General features: G+C 46.4%; 15 protein-coding genes and 1 riboswitch. Of the genes, 4 read left to right on the forward strand and 11 right to left on the reverse strand.

Features of this window, described 5'->3' with window-relative positions; genetic code table 11:
* The first annotated feature begins 8 nt into the window (after positions 1-8).
* Positions 9-155, forward strand: coding sequence for an excalibur calcium-binding domain-containing protein (locus tag ACIFSR_RS03810; protein WP_430055137.1), 147 nt, complete (start codon positions 9-11; stop codon positions 153-155).
* A gap of 16 nt (positions 156-171) precedes the next feature.
* Here the strand turns inward: ACIFSR_RS03810 and ACIFSR_RS03815 are convergent, their stop codons facing one another.
* Entirely contained in the window at positions 172-1,386 is a 1,215-nt protein-coding gene (locus ACIFSR_RS03815; protein WP_430055032.1) for an MFS transporter, read from the reverse strand.
* 50 nt (positions 1,387-1,436) lie between these two features.
* Positions 1,437-2,975, reverse strand: a complete 1,539-nt coding sequence (locus ACIFSR_RS03820) for an FAD-dependent oxidoreductase (RefSeq protein WP_430055035.1) — start codon at positions 2,973-2,975, stop codon at positions 1,437-1,439.
* A 150-nt stretch (positions 2,976-3,125) separates the two neighbouring features.
* Between ACIFSR_RS03820 and ACIFSR_RS03825 the strand changes: the two genes are divergently transcribed.
* The 3 genes from ACIFSR_RS03825 (at position 3,126) to ACIFSR_RS03835 (ending at position 5,770) form a co-directional block, all read left to right on the forward strand.
* Positions 3,126-3,977: an MBL fold metallo-hydrolase gene (locus ACIFSR_RS03825; RefSeq protein WP_430055038.1), complete on the forward strand. Its 852-nt coding sequence runs from the start codon at positions 3,126-3,128 to the stop codon at positions 3,975-3,977.
* A 314-nt stretch (positions 3,978-4,291) separates the two neighbouring features.
* Complete coding sequence (locus ACIFSR_RS03830; RefSeq protein ID WP_430055040.1) at positions 4,292-5,347, forward strand: DUF418 domain-containing protein; 1,056 nt, start codon at positions 4,292-4,294, stop codon at positions 5,345-5,347.
* A gap of 261 nt (positions 5,348-5,608) precedes the next feature.
* Positions 5,609-5,770 (forward strand): hypothetical protein, encoded by a 162-nt coding sequence (locus ACIFSR_RS03835; protein ID WP_179089800.1) that lies wholly within the window; start codon positions 5,609-5,611, stop codon positions 5,768-5,770.
* Positions 5,771-5,884: 114 nt separating this feature from the next.
* On the opposite strand, the gene ACIFSR_RS03840 is transcribed toward ACIFSR_RS03835, so the two are convergent.
* From ACIFSR_RS03840 to ACIFSR_RS03880, 9 genes are all read right to left on the reverse strand, one after another.
* A complete protein-coding gene (locus ACIFSR_RS03840; RefSeq protein ID WP_430055042.1) occupies positions 5,885-6,676 on the reverse strand; it encodes a glucosaminidase domain-containing protein in 792 nt (263 codons plus the stop codon).
* Between the two features lie 206 nt (positions 6,677-6,882).
* Positions 6,883-8,547 carry a TatD family hydrolase gene (locus ACIFSR_RS03845; protein WP_430055045.1) on the reverse strand — a complete coding sequence of 555 codons (1,665 nt, stop codon included), beginning with the start codon at positions 8,545-8,547 and terminating at the stop codon, positions 6,883-6,885.
* 2 nt (positions 8,548-8,549) lie between these two features.
* Positions 8,550-9,323, reverse strand: a complete 774-nt coding sequence (locus tag ACIFSR_RS03850) for an ABC transporter permease (protein ID WP_339208854.1) — start codon at positions 9,321-9,323, stop codon at positions 8,550-8,552.
* Complete coding sequence (locus ACIFSR_RS03855; protein ID WP_054028091.1) at positions 9,313-9,615, reverse strand: thiamine-binding protein; 303 nt, start codon at positions 9,613-9,615, stop codon at positions 9,313-9,315. The genes ACIFSR_RS03850 and ACIFSR_RS03855 overlap by 11 nt, the downstream gene beginning before the upstream one ends.
* Positions 9,616-9,683: 68 nt before the next feature.
* Positions 9,684-10,724 carry an ABC transporter substrate-binding protein gene (locus ACIFSR_RS03860; RefSeq protein WP_339208852.1) on the reverse strand — a complete coding sequence of 347 codons (1,041 nt, stop codon included), beginning with the start codon at positions 10,722-10,724 and terminating at the stop codon, positions 9,684-9,686.
* Between the two features lie 184 nt (positions 10,725-10,908).
* Positions 10,909-11,021, reverse strand: a riboswitch (TPP riboswitch).
* 136 nt (positions 11,022-11,157) lie between these two features.
* Positions 11,158-12,630: a glycosyltransferase gene (locus ACIFSR_RS03865; RefSeq protein WP_430055049.1), complete on the reverse strand. Its 1,473-nt coding sequence runs from the start codon at positions 12,628-12,630 to the stop codon at positions 11,158-11,160.
* Positions 12,631-12,721: 91 nt separating this feature from the next.
* Positions 12,722-13,804, reverse strand: a complete 1,083-nt coding sequence (locus ACIFSR_RS03870; protein ID WP_430055052.1) for a GerAB/ArcD/ProY family transporter — start codon at positions 13,802-13,804, stop codon at positions 12,722-12,724.
* Positions 13,805-13,820: 16 nt separating this feature from the next.
* The gene (locus ACIFSR_RS03875; RefSeq protein ID WP_430055055.1) at positions 13,821-15,029 is read right to left on the reverse strand and encodes a Ger(x)C family spore germination protein; all 1,209 of its coding nucleotides are present in this window, start codon (positions 15,027-15,029) and stop codon (positions 13,821-13,823) included.
* An 18-nt stretch (positions 15,030-15,047) separates the two neighbouring features.
* Positions 15,048-16,595, reverse strand: coding sequence for a spore germination protein (locus ACIFSR_RS03880; RefSeq protein WP_339208848.1), 1,548 nt, complete (start codon positions 16,593-16,595; stop codon positions 15,048-15,050).
* Positions 16,596-16,641: the final 46 nt, after the last annotated feature.

The following is a 16,641-nucleotide window of genomic DNA, read 5'->3' on the forward strand; positions in this document are numbered from 1 at the left end:
ATGAAGCGATGGAGCAGCCGAAGCCAACAGAAGAAACCGTTTATTATGCCAATTGTGCAGCTGCTAAAGCAGCTGGGGCCGCACCTTTACATAAAGGAGACCCCGGATACTCCTTAAAATTGGATCGTGATGAAGATGGAATAGCATGCAGCTGATCATATATACTCCTTCTCACGAGGCCGATTTCTGCTTGCTTGGCTTAATCGTCAACAAGGCCAGTATGGAGCATAGCAATGCAAATCCCGCAAACAAATAAAATAGCAATGCTTCGTTTTTGAGCAATACTGATGCAATCAATGGACCAACGGCTACGCCTATAAAACGCGTGCTGCTATACAGCGAGGTAATGGTGCCTCGCTGTTTTTTCTCTATCCCTTCCGTTATTAAAGCGTCCAAGCTCGGCAAGGCTAATCCAATACCAGCTCCACTTATAAACATAAAGGTAATTAGAAAAAACATCCCTTTTGTATTGATGATTCCACAAACCAGCATCATCCCCGCAAGTACAGCAGTGCCGATGACAATAAACCACTTCATTTTCGCTTTGTTTTCCCCTACGATTTTTCCAGTGATAAACGAAGCAAGGCATATGGCGCTTAAAGGAATGGCTAGCAGCAATCCTTTCCAAATGCCTTCGATTTTGTAATGGTCCTCTAAGACTGATGACAAGTAATATAGAAATCCGAACATAATGAACATTGCAAGACCACCGATGGCAAAGGTTGCATAAAGCCAGTGCCCCTTCTCAGCGAGTATCGATTTAATGGATTGAAAAAACTTTTTTAAATTGCTCTCTTCTTTTTTCTTTTGCTTTGATTTAGGCTCCTTTACGAGGAAAATAACCCCAATGATTGAAATTAATGATATGAACGGAATAACAGCAAGAGGCAAGTACCATATAACTAGGGCAAGCGCCGAACCTAATACCGGACTGAGCACTTTTCCAAATGTATTGGAGGTCTCAATCATCCCAAGCCCACTGCTAACTTCCTCCTCACTCTCGAACATGTCACCTACTAACGGAAGGACAATTGGAAAAGCGCCTGCAGCACCAATCCCTTGTATAAATCTTCCTGCCAAAATGACCGCATAAACGTGGGAATGCATCAACCAAGCAGCTAAGCCTGATATCAGTCCTCCAATCGCTGCAATGGACAAGCCTATAATAATGACTATTTTCCGTCCGTAACGATCTGACAGATACCCAGCGATTGGAATACAAATAATCGAGACTGCAGCATAAACCGTTATGATTAAGCTCGACTGCACAGAAGAGATATTCAGTTTTTTCTTCATTAAGGGCAATACGGGAATCAACATTGAGTTAGCGAGCGTCATAATTAATGGGATGGATGCTAAAGCTGCTAAGTCCCACTTTTTTTTCACAGATGTACTCCTTTCTTATTCGGAATGGTTTGACGCATCTGGGTTCATTTTTAATGCCGAAGATGCAAGGTTTTTAAAGGCTCTTCTGCAGGCCCCTCCATCACATCGCCATTAATCGCAAATCTAGAGCCATGACAAGGACAATCCCATGTGCGATCCCCATTATTCCATTCCACTTCACAGCCCATATGTGTGCAAGTTGTGTCTACGAGAAATAATTTTCCATCTTCTGATTTATAAGCTCCTGCTCTTTTTCCATGCAAAAGCACGACACTGCCTTCATCCAGTGCCAAATCCTCCGCACGCTTATGAGCCATTTCGAGTTTGCCAGCGATAAGATGCTTCGCCACATCAGCGTTATCTACAATAAGATTCGCGATCGTTCCGAGCGACATCGAGCGTGAAGGCGCATAAAGCTCCTCATATGCATTATCCTTCTTCATAATTAAGTCTCTAATAAGCAAAGCGGCGGCTGTGCCATTCGTCATGCCCCATTTACGATAGCCCGTCGCAACAAAAACATTAGTGGAAGATTCCGTTATTCGGCCAATATACGGAATTTTATCACCAGTAACAAGATCCTGGGCCGACCAACGATACGCAATTTCCTTTACCCGAAAATGGTGCTCCGCGTATCTTTTCAGCTCCTCATAATAATTAATTGTACAAATCCCTTGGCCTGTTTTATGGCTTTGACCGCCAATGAGAAGCAGCCTTGTGTTTTTCGACGTTTCTACATAGCGAATGGAGCGCTTCGGGTCCTCAGCGCTTATGTACATGCCGCCTTTAATGTCATCCTCAACATGAATGCCGAGTACATAAGAACGATCTGCATGCATTCTTGAAAAATAAAATCCATGCCCATCAAAGAATGGAAAATGAGTACAAGATACGACATGCTTACATTTGATACGGTGTCCTTTGCTTGTAATCACTTCCGGCAATGGACCTGTTTCTACGTCAATAGCTGTCGTTTTCTCATAAATAAATCCACCTGCTTCCACGAACTTCCGCACAAGCTCATACAAATATTGCAATGGATGAAACTGCGCTTGATCCTGCATGATGACAGCCGCTTTGACTGGGATCTGCAAAGGAATTTGATCGGTGAAAGAGCCAGGAATGCCGAGCGACGAATAAGCAGACATCTCGTTCTCAAGCTTAGTTATGTATGCCTCTGAATCGGTATAAACATACGCATCTTGTACGGAATATCCGCATTCCATTTTATGCAGCTTGATTGTTTCCTTAATGAATTGAAGGGCGTCATTGTTCGCTTTGTAATATAATGCTGCCTTTTCCGCTCCAGCTTTCTGCATAAGTTCATCATAAATAAGATCATGCTGCGCTGTTATCTTCGCAGTTGTATGCGCCGTTGTTCCATTAAGAAGCTGACCCGCTTCTATGAGCGCAACTTTAAACCCTTCCTGAGCTAATAAATAAGCAGCTGTTACACCCGAAATCCCGCCTCCAACGACGGCAATATCGACTTCTATATTTTCTTCAAGTATGGCGTATGAAGATTGCCGACTCGACGTTTCTGACCAATAAGACTCCGGAAATTTGGGTAAATCATATGTTTTCTCCATGACCATCACCTCCTAGAAATAATGCACCTTAATTTGTACCAATCGCTATTATTTCATTCTAAAAATAATGATCTGCTTAAGCCAAAAGCATAACCAATAGTCATTTGGACAGTTTATACAAGAGAATGATGAAAAAGGAGGCGTTTTACGTTGGAGAGCTCATTCGAGCATTCTTTTGTGCCGATAACGACTTCTGCTAGTGGAAATGGACTTGCTTATCGGCCTGATGTTTATTGTTACTCAATCCAATTCGTCAATATTTGTTTTGTTGGTGATCCAAAGAGACCAGAAGCGGGCTGGGCTCTTATTGATGCAGGCATGCCAGGATCCGCGCATAAAATTATTAAAGAAGCAGAGGAACGCTTTGATTCCGCTCCTCAAGCGATTCTGCTTACTCATGGCCATTTCGATCATGTCGGTGCCATTATTGAATTAATTGAACACTGGAATGTGCCCGTGTACGCGCACAAGCTGGAGCTGCCCTATTTGACCGGAGAATCCGATTATCCGCCCGCGGACTCCTCTGTACATGGCGGTCTCTTGTCTGAGCTTTCTACTTTCTTCCCCCATAAAGGAATTCACCTCGACGACAAAGTACATCCCTTTCCAACAGACGGCAGCGTGCCGGGAATGCCAGGCTGGAAGTATATTCATACGCCGGGGCATACACCAGGACATACTTCATTTTTCCGTCCTGAGGATGGCACTTTGATTGCTGGTGACGCATTTGCAACAGTTAAGCAGGAATCGCTATATAAGGTCATCACACAGGAGCAGGAAATTAGCGGTCCCCCTAAATACTTTACGACGAATTGGAAAGCCGCCGAGCAATCCGTTAGAAATCTCAAAGATCTGAATCCGAATTTGGCGATTACCGGTCACGGGGAACCGATGTTTGGCGCAACCTTGTCTGATAATCTCAAGCTCCTAACGAAAAAATTCAAAGAAATTGCGGTTCCGGAGCATGGACGTTTTGTTCCAGACAATAACCAGATACATTAGTCAGTTTACTTAAAAATAGGACGGAGCAGCTGCTTAATCTGCTCCGTCCTATTTCTGTTTCTACCTAGAGTGCATCTTACAATCTTGTCACCTTTAATGTCACTCTAATCGATGGCTGCCTATCGTCTTTTTCTTTATGATAGGAAATAGATTATTGAATATCAGAGGAGGCAACCACTTATGAATCAATGGTTAAAAACGATAAGAACTGTCGCTGCTGTAATTATTGTTGTAATTTTCACAGGGAAAGATTCCTTTTAAAATAAAGTCCAAACCATTTTATATTCAAAGTAAAGATTAGGAGTGTATGCTGCTTGAACCCTATTTCTGAAAACAAACGAATTGAAACGCTTGATTATTTGCGAGGTTTTGCTTTAATTGGCATTTTGCTTGTCAATATTTTGCCCCTTCTTAACGTAGCGCCAGCTGAAGCGGGGACTGCTAATTGGTATATGTCTCGTATCCTAGATTTGACGGTAGAGTCGCGTTTCTATGTCATATTCACCTTTTTATTTGGCGTAGGCTTTTATTTATTTCTATCTAAAGCGATCGAGAAAGGCAATAACGGCTACCTTTTATTTATTCGCCGGCTTATTTTTTTGCTAGCCATAGGATTTGTTCATCAGAAATTCCATCCTGGAGAGGCCTTGTTTCTTTACGCAATTGCCGGCTTTATCCTTCTTCCTTTCTACAAGCTTAAACCAAAAATCAATTTGATTATCGCTTTGGTGCTTATACTTCCTGCCGCCTTTCTAGGAGGCAAACTATTGCTTATTCTACCTTTATTTCTGCTTGGGCTTGCAACTGGACAATATAAGGTGTTTCAACGTCTTGCAGAGTCAAAATCTACGATTCGTAAGCTGCATTGGATCTCTTTTGCAATGGCCGCTGTTGGTACCTTTATCCAGTACCGTATACTACCCGAGCAAAATTTTATGGTGATTGAGGAAGGCAGCTCTTCATCTGAAATGATAGCCATGCAAATATATCAAGGGGCAGCCGCATTTATAGGTCTTCTTGTCGCTTTATTTTATGTCACGACTCTCGTTCGGGCTGTTCAACATCCATTTATTCGTACGTTGCTCAAACCTTTAAGCGCCTATGGCCAAATGGCATTAACCAACTATTTAGGGCAAACGATTATCGTGCTTATGGCGGCAGCATTTTTTAATTTAAATGGCATGCTTAGCCCTATTCAAACGACACTGCTTTGCATCGGCATTTATATTATCCAAATGATATTCAGTATGGTCTGGCTTTCCTTTTTCAAAATGGGACCGATGGAATGGATCTGGAGAATGGCAACCTATTGGACGATTCCGGCCATTCGTAACGAACGCTATTGTAAACAAACCGACAAACATTTTTAATGCTGCGTTAAGGTTCATTTTTTATACTAAGAGACATCAACCCCACTGTTGATATATAGATCTAGGACACCGGCCCGCAGCGATGCGGGTCATTTTTTTGTTTGTTTTGGGCCGTTTGATTTCATACAGCAGCCTCTTTGTCCCTTCAATTTTTGGAACCATGTCACCCATAAAAACGTTATTACCGAATATACTCTCAAGAAGTGACTGCTTGCGAAGGAGGTTTTGCCCTGGCAAAACCTAAGCTTTAGGAGGCGATTAATGATGGAAACGTTCGGCAGAGGCTGTCTTTACATTATTCTCGGTGTCTTGATCGTGATGGTGCTCGCTGTTATTGTTGGCGGTACAATTACCATTCCGTGGTACATTTTTATCCCCCTTGTCGTACTCGCATTTTGGGCTGCATCCAAGAAAGGCAAATAAACTGCTCATTCCATAGCATGATTTCTAAACTGCACCACAAAAAGAGAAGCCAACGGATGATCCGCTGGCTTCTTGCTTATTTTGTAGAGGATGGCAGAAGCTTAAATCGCTTAACTAACTGCCTGCCTTCACCTGCGACAGCAATATGACTCGCGCAGCCGGTTCCCAACTAGCGGTTAACCCAAGCTCTGCGGACAGATCCCGTATTTGTACATAACCTGTCGCTTCGGACAATATCGAGTCGAGCTCTTTGCCGTTTACGGTAACCTTTTTCCCCGTCCAATCAATCTTCGCTCCGAGCGCTTCACCAAGCAGCCTTGCCGGTACCCAAGTTGTACCCTTGAGCAAGTAACCCTCTGAAATAACCTCCCCCTTGTACAAAACGACAACAAGCTCTGCATCCTTCAGCTTTTCTGGCTTAGGCAGCGGCGTGCTGCCTAAAGCATCATATTTTTTCAATCCATACTGTGAAATAATGGATTTTAATTTGGCTGGATAAGCCGGATCTGTCGCATAGCCGCATGCGTACAGCATGTCAGCTTGCTGTTCTGGCGTCACTGCCTTGCGAACACGCTCATAACGCGAAGTAGCCAGCAGCAAATCCAAATCCTTATAAAAATGATAGACGCTCTCATAGGCTCGGAAAGCAGCGCGAGTACTCTCGCTTCGGCCATCGACGACCTCCCATGTTCCTTTAACGACCGCTTCTCCGTGCCAATATGCATTCGTCTGTCCACTGCCCACCTTGATACCGCCTAAGTTGTACCACGGGTGAATAACACCGCCGGTTTCGAGTACATTTTGCGCTAAACGTACGGATGGAAACATCGTTGATCCTTCTCGCCTTATTCTTATAACTGTCGGAGCTAATTGTTCAATAAATTGTTGTTTCGTCAGCTGTGCCATCGTCTGTCTCCTTTCTGCTGTCCACTTTGGCTTGCCATCTATTCCCTGTCCATATCTTTGTATGCTGTGAAAGCGCAAGTGGAAATGGACAAAGTGGTACGAAAGGTCGTCTCTACCACTATGTTTTTTTGTATTTTAAATATAAAAGGGCCGCATCCTCAGATTATTCATTCTGATGGAGCGGCCTTTTCTGTATGAATGGAATACTATAGGAGTCCATAAAAGCGGCGCGTATTGGCTAGCATTATTTCCGCAACCTGCACAGCTGGCAGCTGCTTTATTTTCGCAATATGCTTCGCTGCATCTGCAGCCATTGCAGGCCGCGTCGGCTGACCCGCATAGATTTCCTCAAACGGCCATGGCCCATCCGTCTCCACCATCAGCAGCTGAGTGGGATACTCCCTTACAAGCTGCTGTATTTCTGCCTCGTAAGCGACGTCTGGCGTTATCGACACCATGTAGCCGTTTGCCGCCATTCGCCGGATAACCTCAGCATCGCCCTTGAACCAATGAAAATGCGCTCTGCGAACACCATGCCGCTCCAAAATGTCGCAAGCTTTGCCGGCGTCCTCATATACTGCATGCAATACAATCGGACGATCAAGTTCGACTGCCAGCGCAGTAAAACGATCCAACAGATGCAGGTATGGATTCTCATCAAAAACGATATTTCCCCCAGCTTGCTGCGCTTCTGTTCGCGTATAATACGGCAGCCCTACTTCGCCAATTGCAAACCGTTCCCCTGCTTCATGACGCAAACGAATCCAATCGAATAGCTCATCAAGCTCCTTATCGGCAGGTATGGGCTGCTCTGGGTGGAAACCATAAGCAGGGTGCACACGTCCTGCGTAACGCAGGGCAATGTCACGGTTCACAATAGACGATTCCAAATGCATAGATACGGCAATCACAGCTGCTACACCTTCTGCGAACGCACGCTCTAGAAGCTCATCACGCTGCTCTGCTTCATACAAATCAATATGAATATGCGCGTCTATGCATGTGCCTTCCTGCTGAGGAGATTCCGAGTACAATTGCCCTTCGCGCGGATCATTGCTTGTTTGTATCGCCATCTTTACGTTTCCTTCCTTCGCACCCGTCTTAAGCAGATCATAAATGCGCTGCTTCAACGCATAAAACCGTGGGTCTGTCCATAAAGACTCATGACGCGGACGCTCGAATGGCACTTGAAATTCCTCCAGCACGACTGCCGGCGATTGTGACAGCACAATAATCCGATCCGATAGAAACAAAGCCTCTTCAATACTATGGGTAACGAGCAGCACCGATCTTCGGTTCAGCTCCCAGATCGACATAAGCCACTGCTGCATTTGCTGCCGCGTCAAGGCATCCAGTGCGCCGAACGGTTCATCCAGCAGCATGAGATTCTGCGGAGCAAGCAGTGCCCGGAGGAAAGAAACCCGCTGCTGCATTCCTCCAGAGAGCACATGCGGATAAGAATCCGCATATTCCTGCAACCCGATTCGCTCGAGCCATTCCTTTGTCCTCGCCTTCGCGAGTTTTTTATCAACGCCAGAGATCGTAAGAGACAACTCTATATTGCCTGCAACGGTTTGCCATGGAAGCAGCGACGATTGCTGCGGCATATAGGAAATATGTCCGCGTTCGCCCGTCGTTTGCTTGCCATCGATCCAAATTTCGCCTTCCGTAGGACGTTCCAAACCGCCGATAATTTGAAACAAGGTTGTTTTTCCGCTGCCGGACGGCCCTACAATCGATACGAACTCCCCATCTGCTATTGAAATGGATAACCCGCCAAGCACTTCTTTGCTCATCTGTCCTTTGCCAAACTTCATTCGAATATTTTGCGTTTGAAGCGTCACTGAATGATGCTCTGCACGATTGACCACTGTCAGCTCACCTCTTTCTCAGGGCGCCAACGTATGACAAGACGCTCCGCTAAGGTTATTAGCCCAAATAACGTCAAGCTGATCGCAACAATAATGATAACTGCTGCAAACACTCGATCAGGCATAAAGCCTTTGAACGAGATGATCATAAATGCGCCAAGTCCTTTGTTCGTGCCTATCCATTCGGCCACAACTGCACTGAGTACGCTGTAAGAGGCCGCAATTTTCAAGCCGGAAAACAAATGAACAATCGCATGAGGAAGCTCCAATCTCCAGAACAACTGCCATTTGCGAATGCCGATCATTTGCAAATAATTACGAAGCTGCGCATCGGTGTTCATGAGGCCGCTCAGCATGGCAACTGTGATCGGGAAGAAACACACCATGATCACAAGCAGCACCTTTGGCAGCATTCCATAACCTAGCAGCATCGTCAAAATTGGAGCGATCGCAATGATGGGAACGTTTTGCGACAGCACGAGCAAGGGGTATACTGCCGATCGAACCCCAGGAATTAAATGCAGCAAAGCGGCGAGCACGAAGCCCACCGCCGATCCTCCCACAAAGCCGAGCAGCATGATTTTCACCGTTGCTCCCGTATGCATCATTAACCTTGGCCAAATTTGGATGGCCTCTTGTACAATTGAAATTGGTGATGGAAACTCCCATTGTTGAAATAATCCAAGCCATGCAGCTGCCTGCCAGCAGACGAGCAGCACGATCAGCAGTGCTGCCGGCTTCCAAATTTTCGGCCAAATCGATTTCTTATTGCCCATCTGGATATTTCTCCAGCAGCCTGCCCATGGAAGCGCCGTTTGCCGGATTGTAGTAAATTTTAATTTGTGAAATAACGGACGGGCAGCCCATCTCCGCCATCGCCTCGCTCATCGACTGCACGACGCTGAGCAGATGGCTCAGCTCACCCTCCATCGTCGTTTCAAGCGGTGCTACACGATAAGGAACACCTGCCGCTTTAATGATTTCAATTGCACGATCCACGTAAGGAATAACACTTTCGCCGCCTGGCGTTGTCGGTAATATTTGAATACTTACTAATGCGTTTGCCATTTGATTTCCTTCTTTCTCATCGTTGTAAGTGAGAGTGGGCTTTCCCGCCCTCCATATGTTCGAATAGCTTATTGTGGTAAAAATTCGTTCGTAAATGCCTTCTCCGCTTCAAGCTCCTTCTCCAGCAGCTTGTGCTCAAACATCCATGCCGCATAGTTTTCCCATACGCTTAACTTCTGTTCGCCCCAGCGCGGCGCGTCATCTTGATATTTGGAGCTTAACCATTTTTGGCTGGCGCGCACAAGCTCTGCGTTCAAATCCGGCTCTGCTTTTATTAAAATTTCTGCTGCATCCTCCGCATTGCTGATCGCGTATTGGTAGCCCTTGGATACGGCAGCAGTAAACGCTTTGACTGTTTCCGGCTTATTCTTAATCAAATCTTCGTTCGTCACGATTACCGGCGTATAATAATCCAGTTTGTCGCTGTAGTCTGTTAAATAAACCATATTGATCTTCTCGCCGCGCAGCTCTGCTTCCACGCCAGTCCATGCGTAGTAAATCCATGCAAAATCAATATCCCGTTTCACTGCTGTAAAAAAGTCGCCGTCGCCGATGCTTATCATATTTACTTTGCTCACATCTGCACCCTTCTCCTGCATAAGCGATTGAATGACCGCCTCCTCAACAGGAGCGCCCCAGCCGCCATACGTTTTTCCTTCAAATTTCTCAGGTGAATCGATTCCCTTTGCAAGCGGAGAAGCAAAACCTGAGGTGTTGTGCTGAATGACAGCGGCGATCGATACGAGCGGCACGCCGGCAATTCTCGCCATCGTGACTGACTCCTGATAGCTTACGCCAAACTGCACATTGCCCGAAGCGACCATTTGATCGGCACCGCTTTGTCCTGGTTGAATAATTTCAACATCCAAGCCTTGCTCCTTAAAAAAACCTTTATCTCTAGCTACATAAAGTCCGGTATGATTCGTATTTGGTGTCCAGTCGAGTACAACCTGCACCTTCTCTAGCGGCTTGTCCGCTGTTCCCTCTTGCTCTTTCGGCTGTTCGCCCTTGTTCCCAGCGCCACCGCCGCAGCCTGCCAGCGCCAATACGAACACTAGCATCGCGGCCACGATTTTCCACGACAAATGCCCTGTTTTTTTCTGATTCATGATGTTGTTCCCCTCTCCATGCTTCGATTCTTATAGGCGACGACTCCTCGTAGTATCCGGTTCCATGGCTGCATCATTCTAATCGCAACAAAAAAAAGCGTCCCCCTAATCCGGAGGACGCCATATCATTGGCTGTGCAGCTGTTTATACAGCAAATGCTTGATCAATTTGATCTCGCCTGCTTGCTAAACAGAGCTTCTGTCCCTACGCTGGCATTATCCAGATCAGGTTTAACGGGTCGGAATTGTATAGAAAATCCCCTCTCAGCCGGCCTAACCAGCTCCCCGGAACATATTCGGTTTCGTCAATACCATTCATTGTATAGCAAAACCCGCATTTAATGCTAGTTTTTTTTGAAAATGATTATCATCAAGCCGCGATACTCATCCTCTTACTATGCGGCAGCCAGAACGTGCAGCTCCTGCACCCGCTGTCATTGCCCTAGATCAACATGCTCATCCAGCCATTCAACCTTTGCTTCTTCAGCAGCCTTCGAACCTTCTAAGTCTGCCGTATCTTGGATCTCTACTGCAGAAGCAAGGCGTCCATATACGAGCAAATAAGCAGCTGTCAGCTCTTTTGACATCTCTTCAGACGTTAGCCGCTCTAGCAGATGGATGTATTCTAGCTGCTCCTGCGGTTTATTATCCGCACGTGTAATCTTCACATAGGTAAAACCAGCCTGCAAATAAAGCTGGCTAACTTGTTCTGCTGAGTACTGTGATGCCGCTTGATGCTGTGCTTGTGCATTAGCAGGATCTAAATATTGCCGAATATTGTCGAAATAATAACGATTGGCAAAACACCCGACTAGCCAGCCGCCAGGCTTTAGAAGACGAACTAGACTTTTCATTGCTTGCGGTGTCCCGTATGCATGAGCATCTCCGATTACGATGCCGTCAAAACCTTCAGCAGGCAGCCTCCAATCCTTCGGATCATTCGAGCGGAATACGGTAATTCCCGAAGCTTCTGCTACTCTAGCCGCCAGCTCGTTACGTTCAACTCCGTACCATATTGCGGTTGGGAAATGCTTTTTCATATGCAATATCGTAGCTCCGCAACCGCAACCTATTTCCATAATCGAGCAATTCTCGCGTCTGTACTCATACGATTCCCGCTCAATTACGGTGCTTAAATCCATTCGTATATACGTTGCATCACCAGGGTCAAAGCCCCATTTGGACATAAAAACAATAGCATTTTTTCTGAAGTTTTGTACATATTGTTCTGGCTCTGAGCTAAAGGAGATGCTCCCGTAATGATGAATAAACGTATCGCCGCACAGCATCAGCTTATATCCCGCCAGCCGGAGCCGCAGGCTATAATCATCATCTTCAAAATTGCCGATTCCGAAGATCTCGTCGAGCGATCCCGTTTTCTCCCATGCTTCTCTCCGCAGCAGAAGGCAGTAGCCGACCAGCTTCACGCGCTCCTCCCATTTTGTTCTGTCAGGGTTGGCATGCAGTGCCGAAGCAAACAGCTCCATTTCATCTATCGTCGTATAGGTGACCGGGATCGTCGTCCAGTAGGAAGCCGAATTCGTAACGGGGCTGACCGCCCCGATTCGTTCATCACTAAATAAGCAGCGCTTGAGACCGTCAAGCCAGCTTGGCGTTACGATTGTATCGTTATTTAGCAGCAGCAGAAGATCGCCCGAGGCCGCGGCCATTCCTTGGTTGCAGCCCTTAGGAAAACCAGCATTGCAGCCATTGTCGATTACGATGATATCGCTCTCGCTTTTAGCCCATTTTACCGTATCATCCGTCGAACCATTATCTACAATAATCAGCTCATAGCTGCCTCTCTGCGTATGTCTCCGAACACTCTCCACACATTGCTTCGTGTATTCAAGCTTATTGTAGGTAACGAGAATAATGCTTGTCATGCAGCTATTGGCATCGCTCACGCGTATCCTCCTCAAGCAAGTATAAACGGCTTACTTACCTATAAAATATGTCAGCCTATCCGCTTGGGTGAGCACTGTGCGCAACTTTCAATCATGCTGCCTTTTTGTATTTCTTGCGTATTCCGACGAAAAGCATAAGCAGCGGCAGCACGATTTGAAATAAAGGGGCAATCTTCAGCGTAATATCGAGTCCGATCCAAATATGGGTGGTATTATTTGGTTCGATAAACGACGCCCCATAAATAATGAGACCAATGGGCAGCACACAATATCGGTAGGCAATACCAGTGATCATATTGAACATGAATACCGATGCCATGTATAGCGCAGTCATTTTTACATAGAGACCGATAAAAAGCAGCAGTGTTACGAGCACATCAAGCCGTTCCAATATATTAGCCAGACTAATTAACTGCACAACCTCAAGCAGCGGCAGTGCTGTAAGCGAGGACAGCTCTGGCCCCAATACGCATAGCGTAATTGTATTCATTAGAATTAGAAATAGGGATACGCCAACATAAGCCTTGTAAGTGACACGTCCGATCATTTTCTTCTCGCTGACGTGCTTCCAAAAAACGAAAAAAATAACCATTTGCCCAAACGGAAATGATAACAAATCCGGAAAGGCCGCCTTCACGACAGGCCCGATCCCATGTTCCAAAATCGGCAGCAAATGCGTGATTTTCGGCAATCTGGCAATAAACAAGAGCAAAATTATAAAAGTATAGCTAAGTGCTGCGATCGGAAACAGCAGCTGCACGACACGGACAAATACTTCAACGCCCTTACTAACGGCATAAGCCGCGGTGCTAATAATAAGCAGCATAACAATCCATTTCGGCGTAAAGGTGAGCAGCGCCGTCATCGTAAGCTCCCCGACGTCCCGTACGTTGCGCATCGATTCATAAGCAAACCATAACGCGTGAAGCATCCCTACAAAGCCGCCGATCCATTTTCCGAAGTGTATAACATAAAGCTCAGCAAGCTCCGAATTCGGGGAGCGCTTCTGCACCTGGACGTACATAACGGTAAGCAGCAGACCAGCAATCGCAGCAAGCGTCATCGCCAGCCAAGCATCCTGCTTCGCCTTTATGCCGAGCTCGAACAAAGGGGTGCTGCCGATTAAAAAAACGATGATCAAAATAGAAAGCTGGTTTTTACCAATCTGCTGCATAGGGTCTCCTTTCTACTTATAAGTCGTCCTTCTCCTGCGCTTTCTTAAATCCGCTTCCGCTCATGCCTGTTGAATTCAGATTCACCTTTACTTTTAGCTTTAATTCGATGTTTGGAAATTCCTCTGACCAGCTAGCAGCCGTTTCTACCCACTGCTTTGGATATTTATTGCGAATGGTACTTCCAAAGCCGATTACATCCGTTTTGTACTTGCTAACAGCGCCCCACCCTTTTTGCATAATAGCAACGATCTCGTCCTCAACCCGTTTTTGTAGCTTCACTATTTGTTTGGGATTCGTGAGATCTCCCTCGCAATTGTACTCCATCAGCGTTCCAGTAGCAGTTACGCTTACATCCATCAGCCATTTGCCGCTTGAATGTCTGGGAGTCAGCTTGGTACTCGCATGAGTAATGCGAATAGATGAAAGTTTTTGCTCGCTCTTATCCTCTGAGCATGCAAATGGAACTGTCGTTTTTTTCACATGATTTGCGAGCCACATCACGCCTTGGCTTTCTTCATTGCTGATCCAGCCTACCAGCTTGTCACCTGAAATGAGACCCAAATCAAATAATCTGACCTTGGAGGGTGTACTAGTGTAAGCGAGTTGCCCAGCATTGTCCACACTCTCATTCGTACCAGACACAACTAAGCCTGGTATGCCTGTGGCCTGCGTCGTACCAAGCAAATCCAGAAGTATTTTATGAATGGTCATTTGATGAAAGGTAGAGCTGTTCATTTCTTCATTATTGATCATGCGTTGAATGGCTGCGCCTGGAATTTTCTCAAGCGGGATCAATTGCTCCATCATTCGGCGCGCGCTCCCCTTCGACAAGAAAACATTCACCGTCTCGCGGGAATCATGATTGCGCAAATAGGTGTCTAGGAGTGGTCCCAGCCCTTTTCGCGCAGCATCCTGACCGATAATGACAATTTGAGTATGTGAGAAGTAGAGACGGCGCGACGTCTCTTGACTCGCCTTGCTGACCGCGCTTCGAATGCTTTCACCTTTCGTTGAAAAAACGTGGACCGCCGCTGTGCTTGTGCTCGCGCTCTGAGTGGAGATGGCTTGCGGAAGGACGACTTGATAGGACACCACCCATTTCCCATCCTTCCAGTCAAGGCCGGTAGCAGCAATAATCGCAATATCGTTCAGCTCTACGCGGTTCCAACAGCCGGTTGCCAGTATACAAATGAGCATCGGCAGCAGCAGCCTCCATCTTTTCATGGCAGATCCCCCCTTTCATTACGCCTTATCGGAATGACGCTGTGTCGGCGGTTTTTTTCCGTTCGGCCGCCGCTTTGGATTGCGCAGATTCAAATCTAGAGGCCGAAGCACAATCGCCCACCATGGCAGCCTTATAAAAACATCTCGCCAAGGCCCTTGTTTTGTGGGACCGGGTGCCAGCGGAGACATATATGGCACTCCGAAGGAGCGCAGTGATACCAAATGGATCAGCATTAACATCACGGAAATAAAAATGCCGAAAAACCCAAAAATACCCGCCATAATCATAAAGAGAAACCGGATAATGCGAGAGGTAGCCGCCATATTGAATTCCGGCATAACAAAATTTGAAATGGCCGTGAAGGATACGATGATGACCATACCTGCCGATACGATGCCCGCCTGAACAGCCGACTGGCCGAGTACGAGAGCGCCGACGATGGATATGGCAGGCCCAATCGCCCGCGGCATTCGCAATCCGGCTTCTCGCAGCACCTCGAATGTAATCTCCATTATCAAGGCTTCAACCAGACCTGGAAACGGAATGCCTTCTCGCTGCGCCGCTAGACTAATAAGCAGCGTTGTCGGAAGCATCTCCTGGTGAAAGGTCGTAACTGCGATATACAAGGCAGGCAGAAGAATCGATATGACGTAGGCACCGTAACGAATGATACGTACGAATGATGCAATATCATATCGTTGATAATAATCCTCTGGCGATTGGAAAAATGTAAAAAAAGTAGTCGGAGCCATTAAAGCAATTGGGGAGCCGTCGACCATAACCGCTACTCTTCCCTCAAGCAGCGCTGCTGCAACCGCATCCGGCCTCTCTGTATTTGAAAGTGTTGGAAACAGTGTGAACGTCTCATCTTGAATAAATTCTTCCACGTATCCACTCTCAAGCACACCATCTATTTCGATTGCCGCTAGTCTGCGGTAAACCTCCTTAATGATCCCTTCATCTGCTACTCCGTGCAAATACAGGACAGCCACGTTCGTATGCGTTTGCTGACCGATCTTGTGCACTTGAACATGAAGGTCAGAGGAACGAATTATGCGCCTGACCAAGCTGATGTTCGTTTGAATACTTTCTACAAAAGCATGCTGCGGACCACGAATCACGGTCTGAGTCTGAGGAATCGTAACACTGCGCTGTTCGCCGCCATTCACATCCGCCGTCAGCGCTTCCGCGCTGCCATCCGCCATAATGACACATAATCCGTCCGTCATATATTGGAGTGCATGCTCCAATGTGTTCACACTCTGCACCGAGCCGATTGAAACGACGCAGCTGCGAAGCGCTTCCAGCAGCTTGCTTCCTTTCACATGAGCATGCTGCGGAAGCCTCATCGACATTAACGGCTCCATGACACTCTCATTAATGATTTGTGAGTTCACGATTCCATCCACATAAATAATGGCAATCTCACGTTCTGGAGCCGCATCGCTGCGAAACATTCGGATTACGATATCCGTGCTGTTGCCGAAGCAATCGCGAATGGTTTTGACATTCGCATGCAGCGACGGACTAAACGTTGTTAGCCTACCTGTGTTTTGTTTGTTCATAACGGCACCCTTCGTTTCCATGTTGCTTCTATTTTGGCGCATTATG

Source organism: Paenibacillus sp. NRS-1760, assembly GCF_050467785.1.
Lineage (GTDB): Bacteria > Bacillota > Bacilli > Paenibacillales > Paenibacillaceae > Pristimantibacillus.

What these genes read in the sequence shown, in the direction of transcription:
- ACIFSR_RS03835 (WP_179089800.1), top strand. Translation starts at nt 5,609, where the DNA reads ATGATGGAAACGTTCGGCAGAGGCTGTCTTTACATTATTCTCGGTGTC.
- ACIFSR_RS03870 (WP_430055052.1), bottom strand. Translation starts at nt 13,804, where the DNA reads ATGCAGCAGATTGGTAAAAACCAGCTTTCTATTTTGATCATCGTTTTT.
- ACIFSR_RS03855 (WP_054028091.1), bottom strand. Translation starts at nt 9,615, where the DNA reads ATGGCAAACGCATTAGTAAGTATTCAAATATTACCGACAACGCCAGGC.
- ACIFSR_RS03810 (WP_430055137.1), top strand. Translation starts at nt 9, where the DNA reads ATGGAGCAGCCGAAGCCAACAGAAGAAACCGTTTATTATGCCAATTGT.
- ACIFSR_RS03875 (WP_430055055.1), bottom strand. Translation starts at nt 15,029, where the DNA reads ATGAAAAGATGGAGGCTGCTGCTGCCGATGCTCATTTGTATACTGGCA.
- ACIFSR_RS03840 (WP_430055042.1), bottom strand. Translation starts at nt 6,676, where the DNA reads ATGGCACAGCTGACGAAACAACAATTTATTGAACAATTAGCTCCGACA.
- ACIFSR_RS03820 (WP_430055035.1), bottom strand. Translation starts at nt 2,975, where the DNA reads ATGGAGAAAACATATGATTTACCCAAATTTCCGGAGTCTTATTGGTCA.
- ACIFSR_RS03860 (WP_339208852.1), bottom strand. Translation starts at nt 10,724, where the DNA reads ATGAATCAGAAAAAAACAGGGCATTTGTCGTGGAAAATCGTGGCCGCG.
- ACIFSR_RS03850 (WP_339208854.1), bottom strand. Translation starts at nt 9,323, where the DNA reads ATGGGCAATAAGAAATCGATTTGGCCGAAAATTTGGAAGCCGGCAGCA.
- ACIFSR_RS03880 (WP_339208848.1), bottom strand. Translation starts at nt 16,595, where the DNA reads ATGAACAAACAAAACACAGGTAGGCTAACAACGTTTAGTCCGTCGCTG.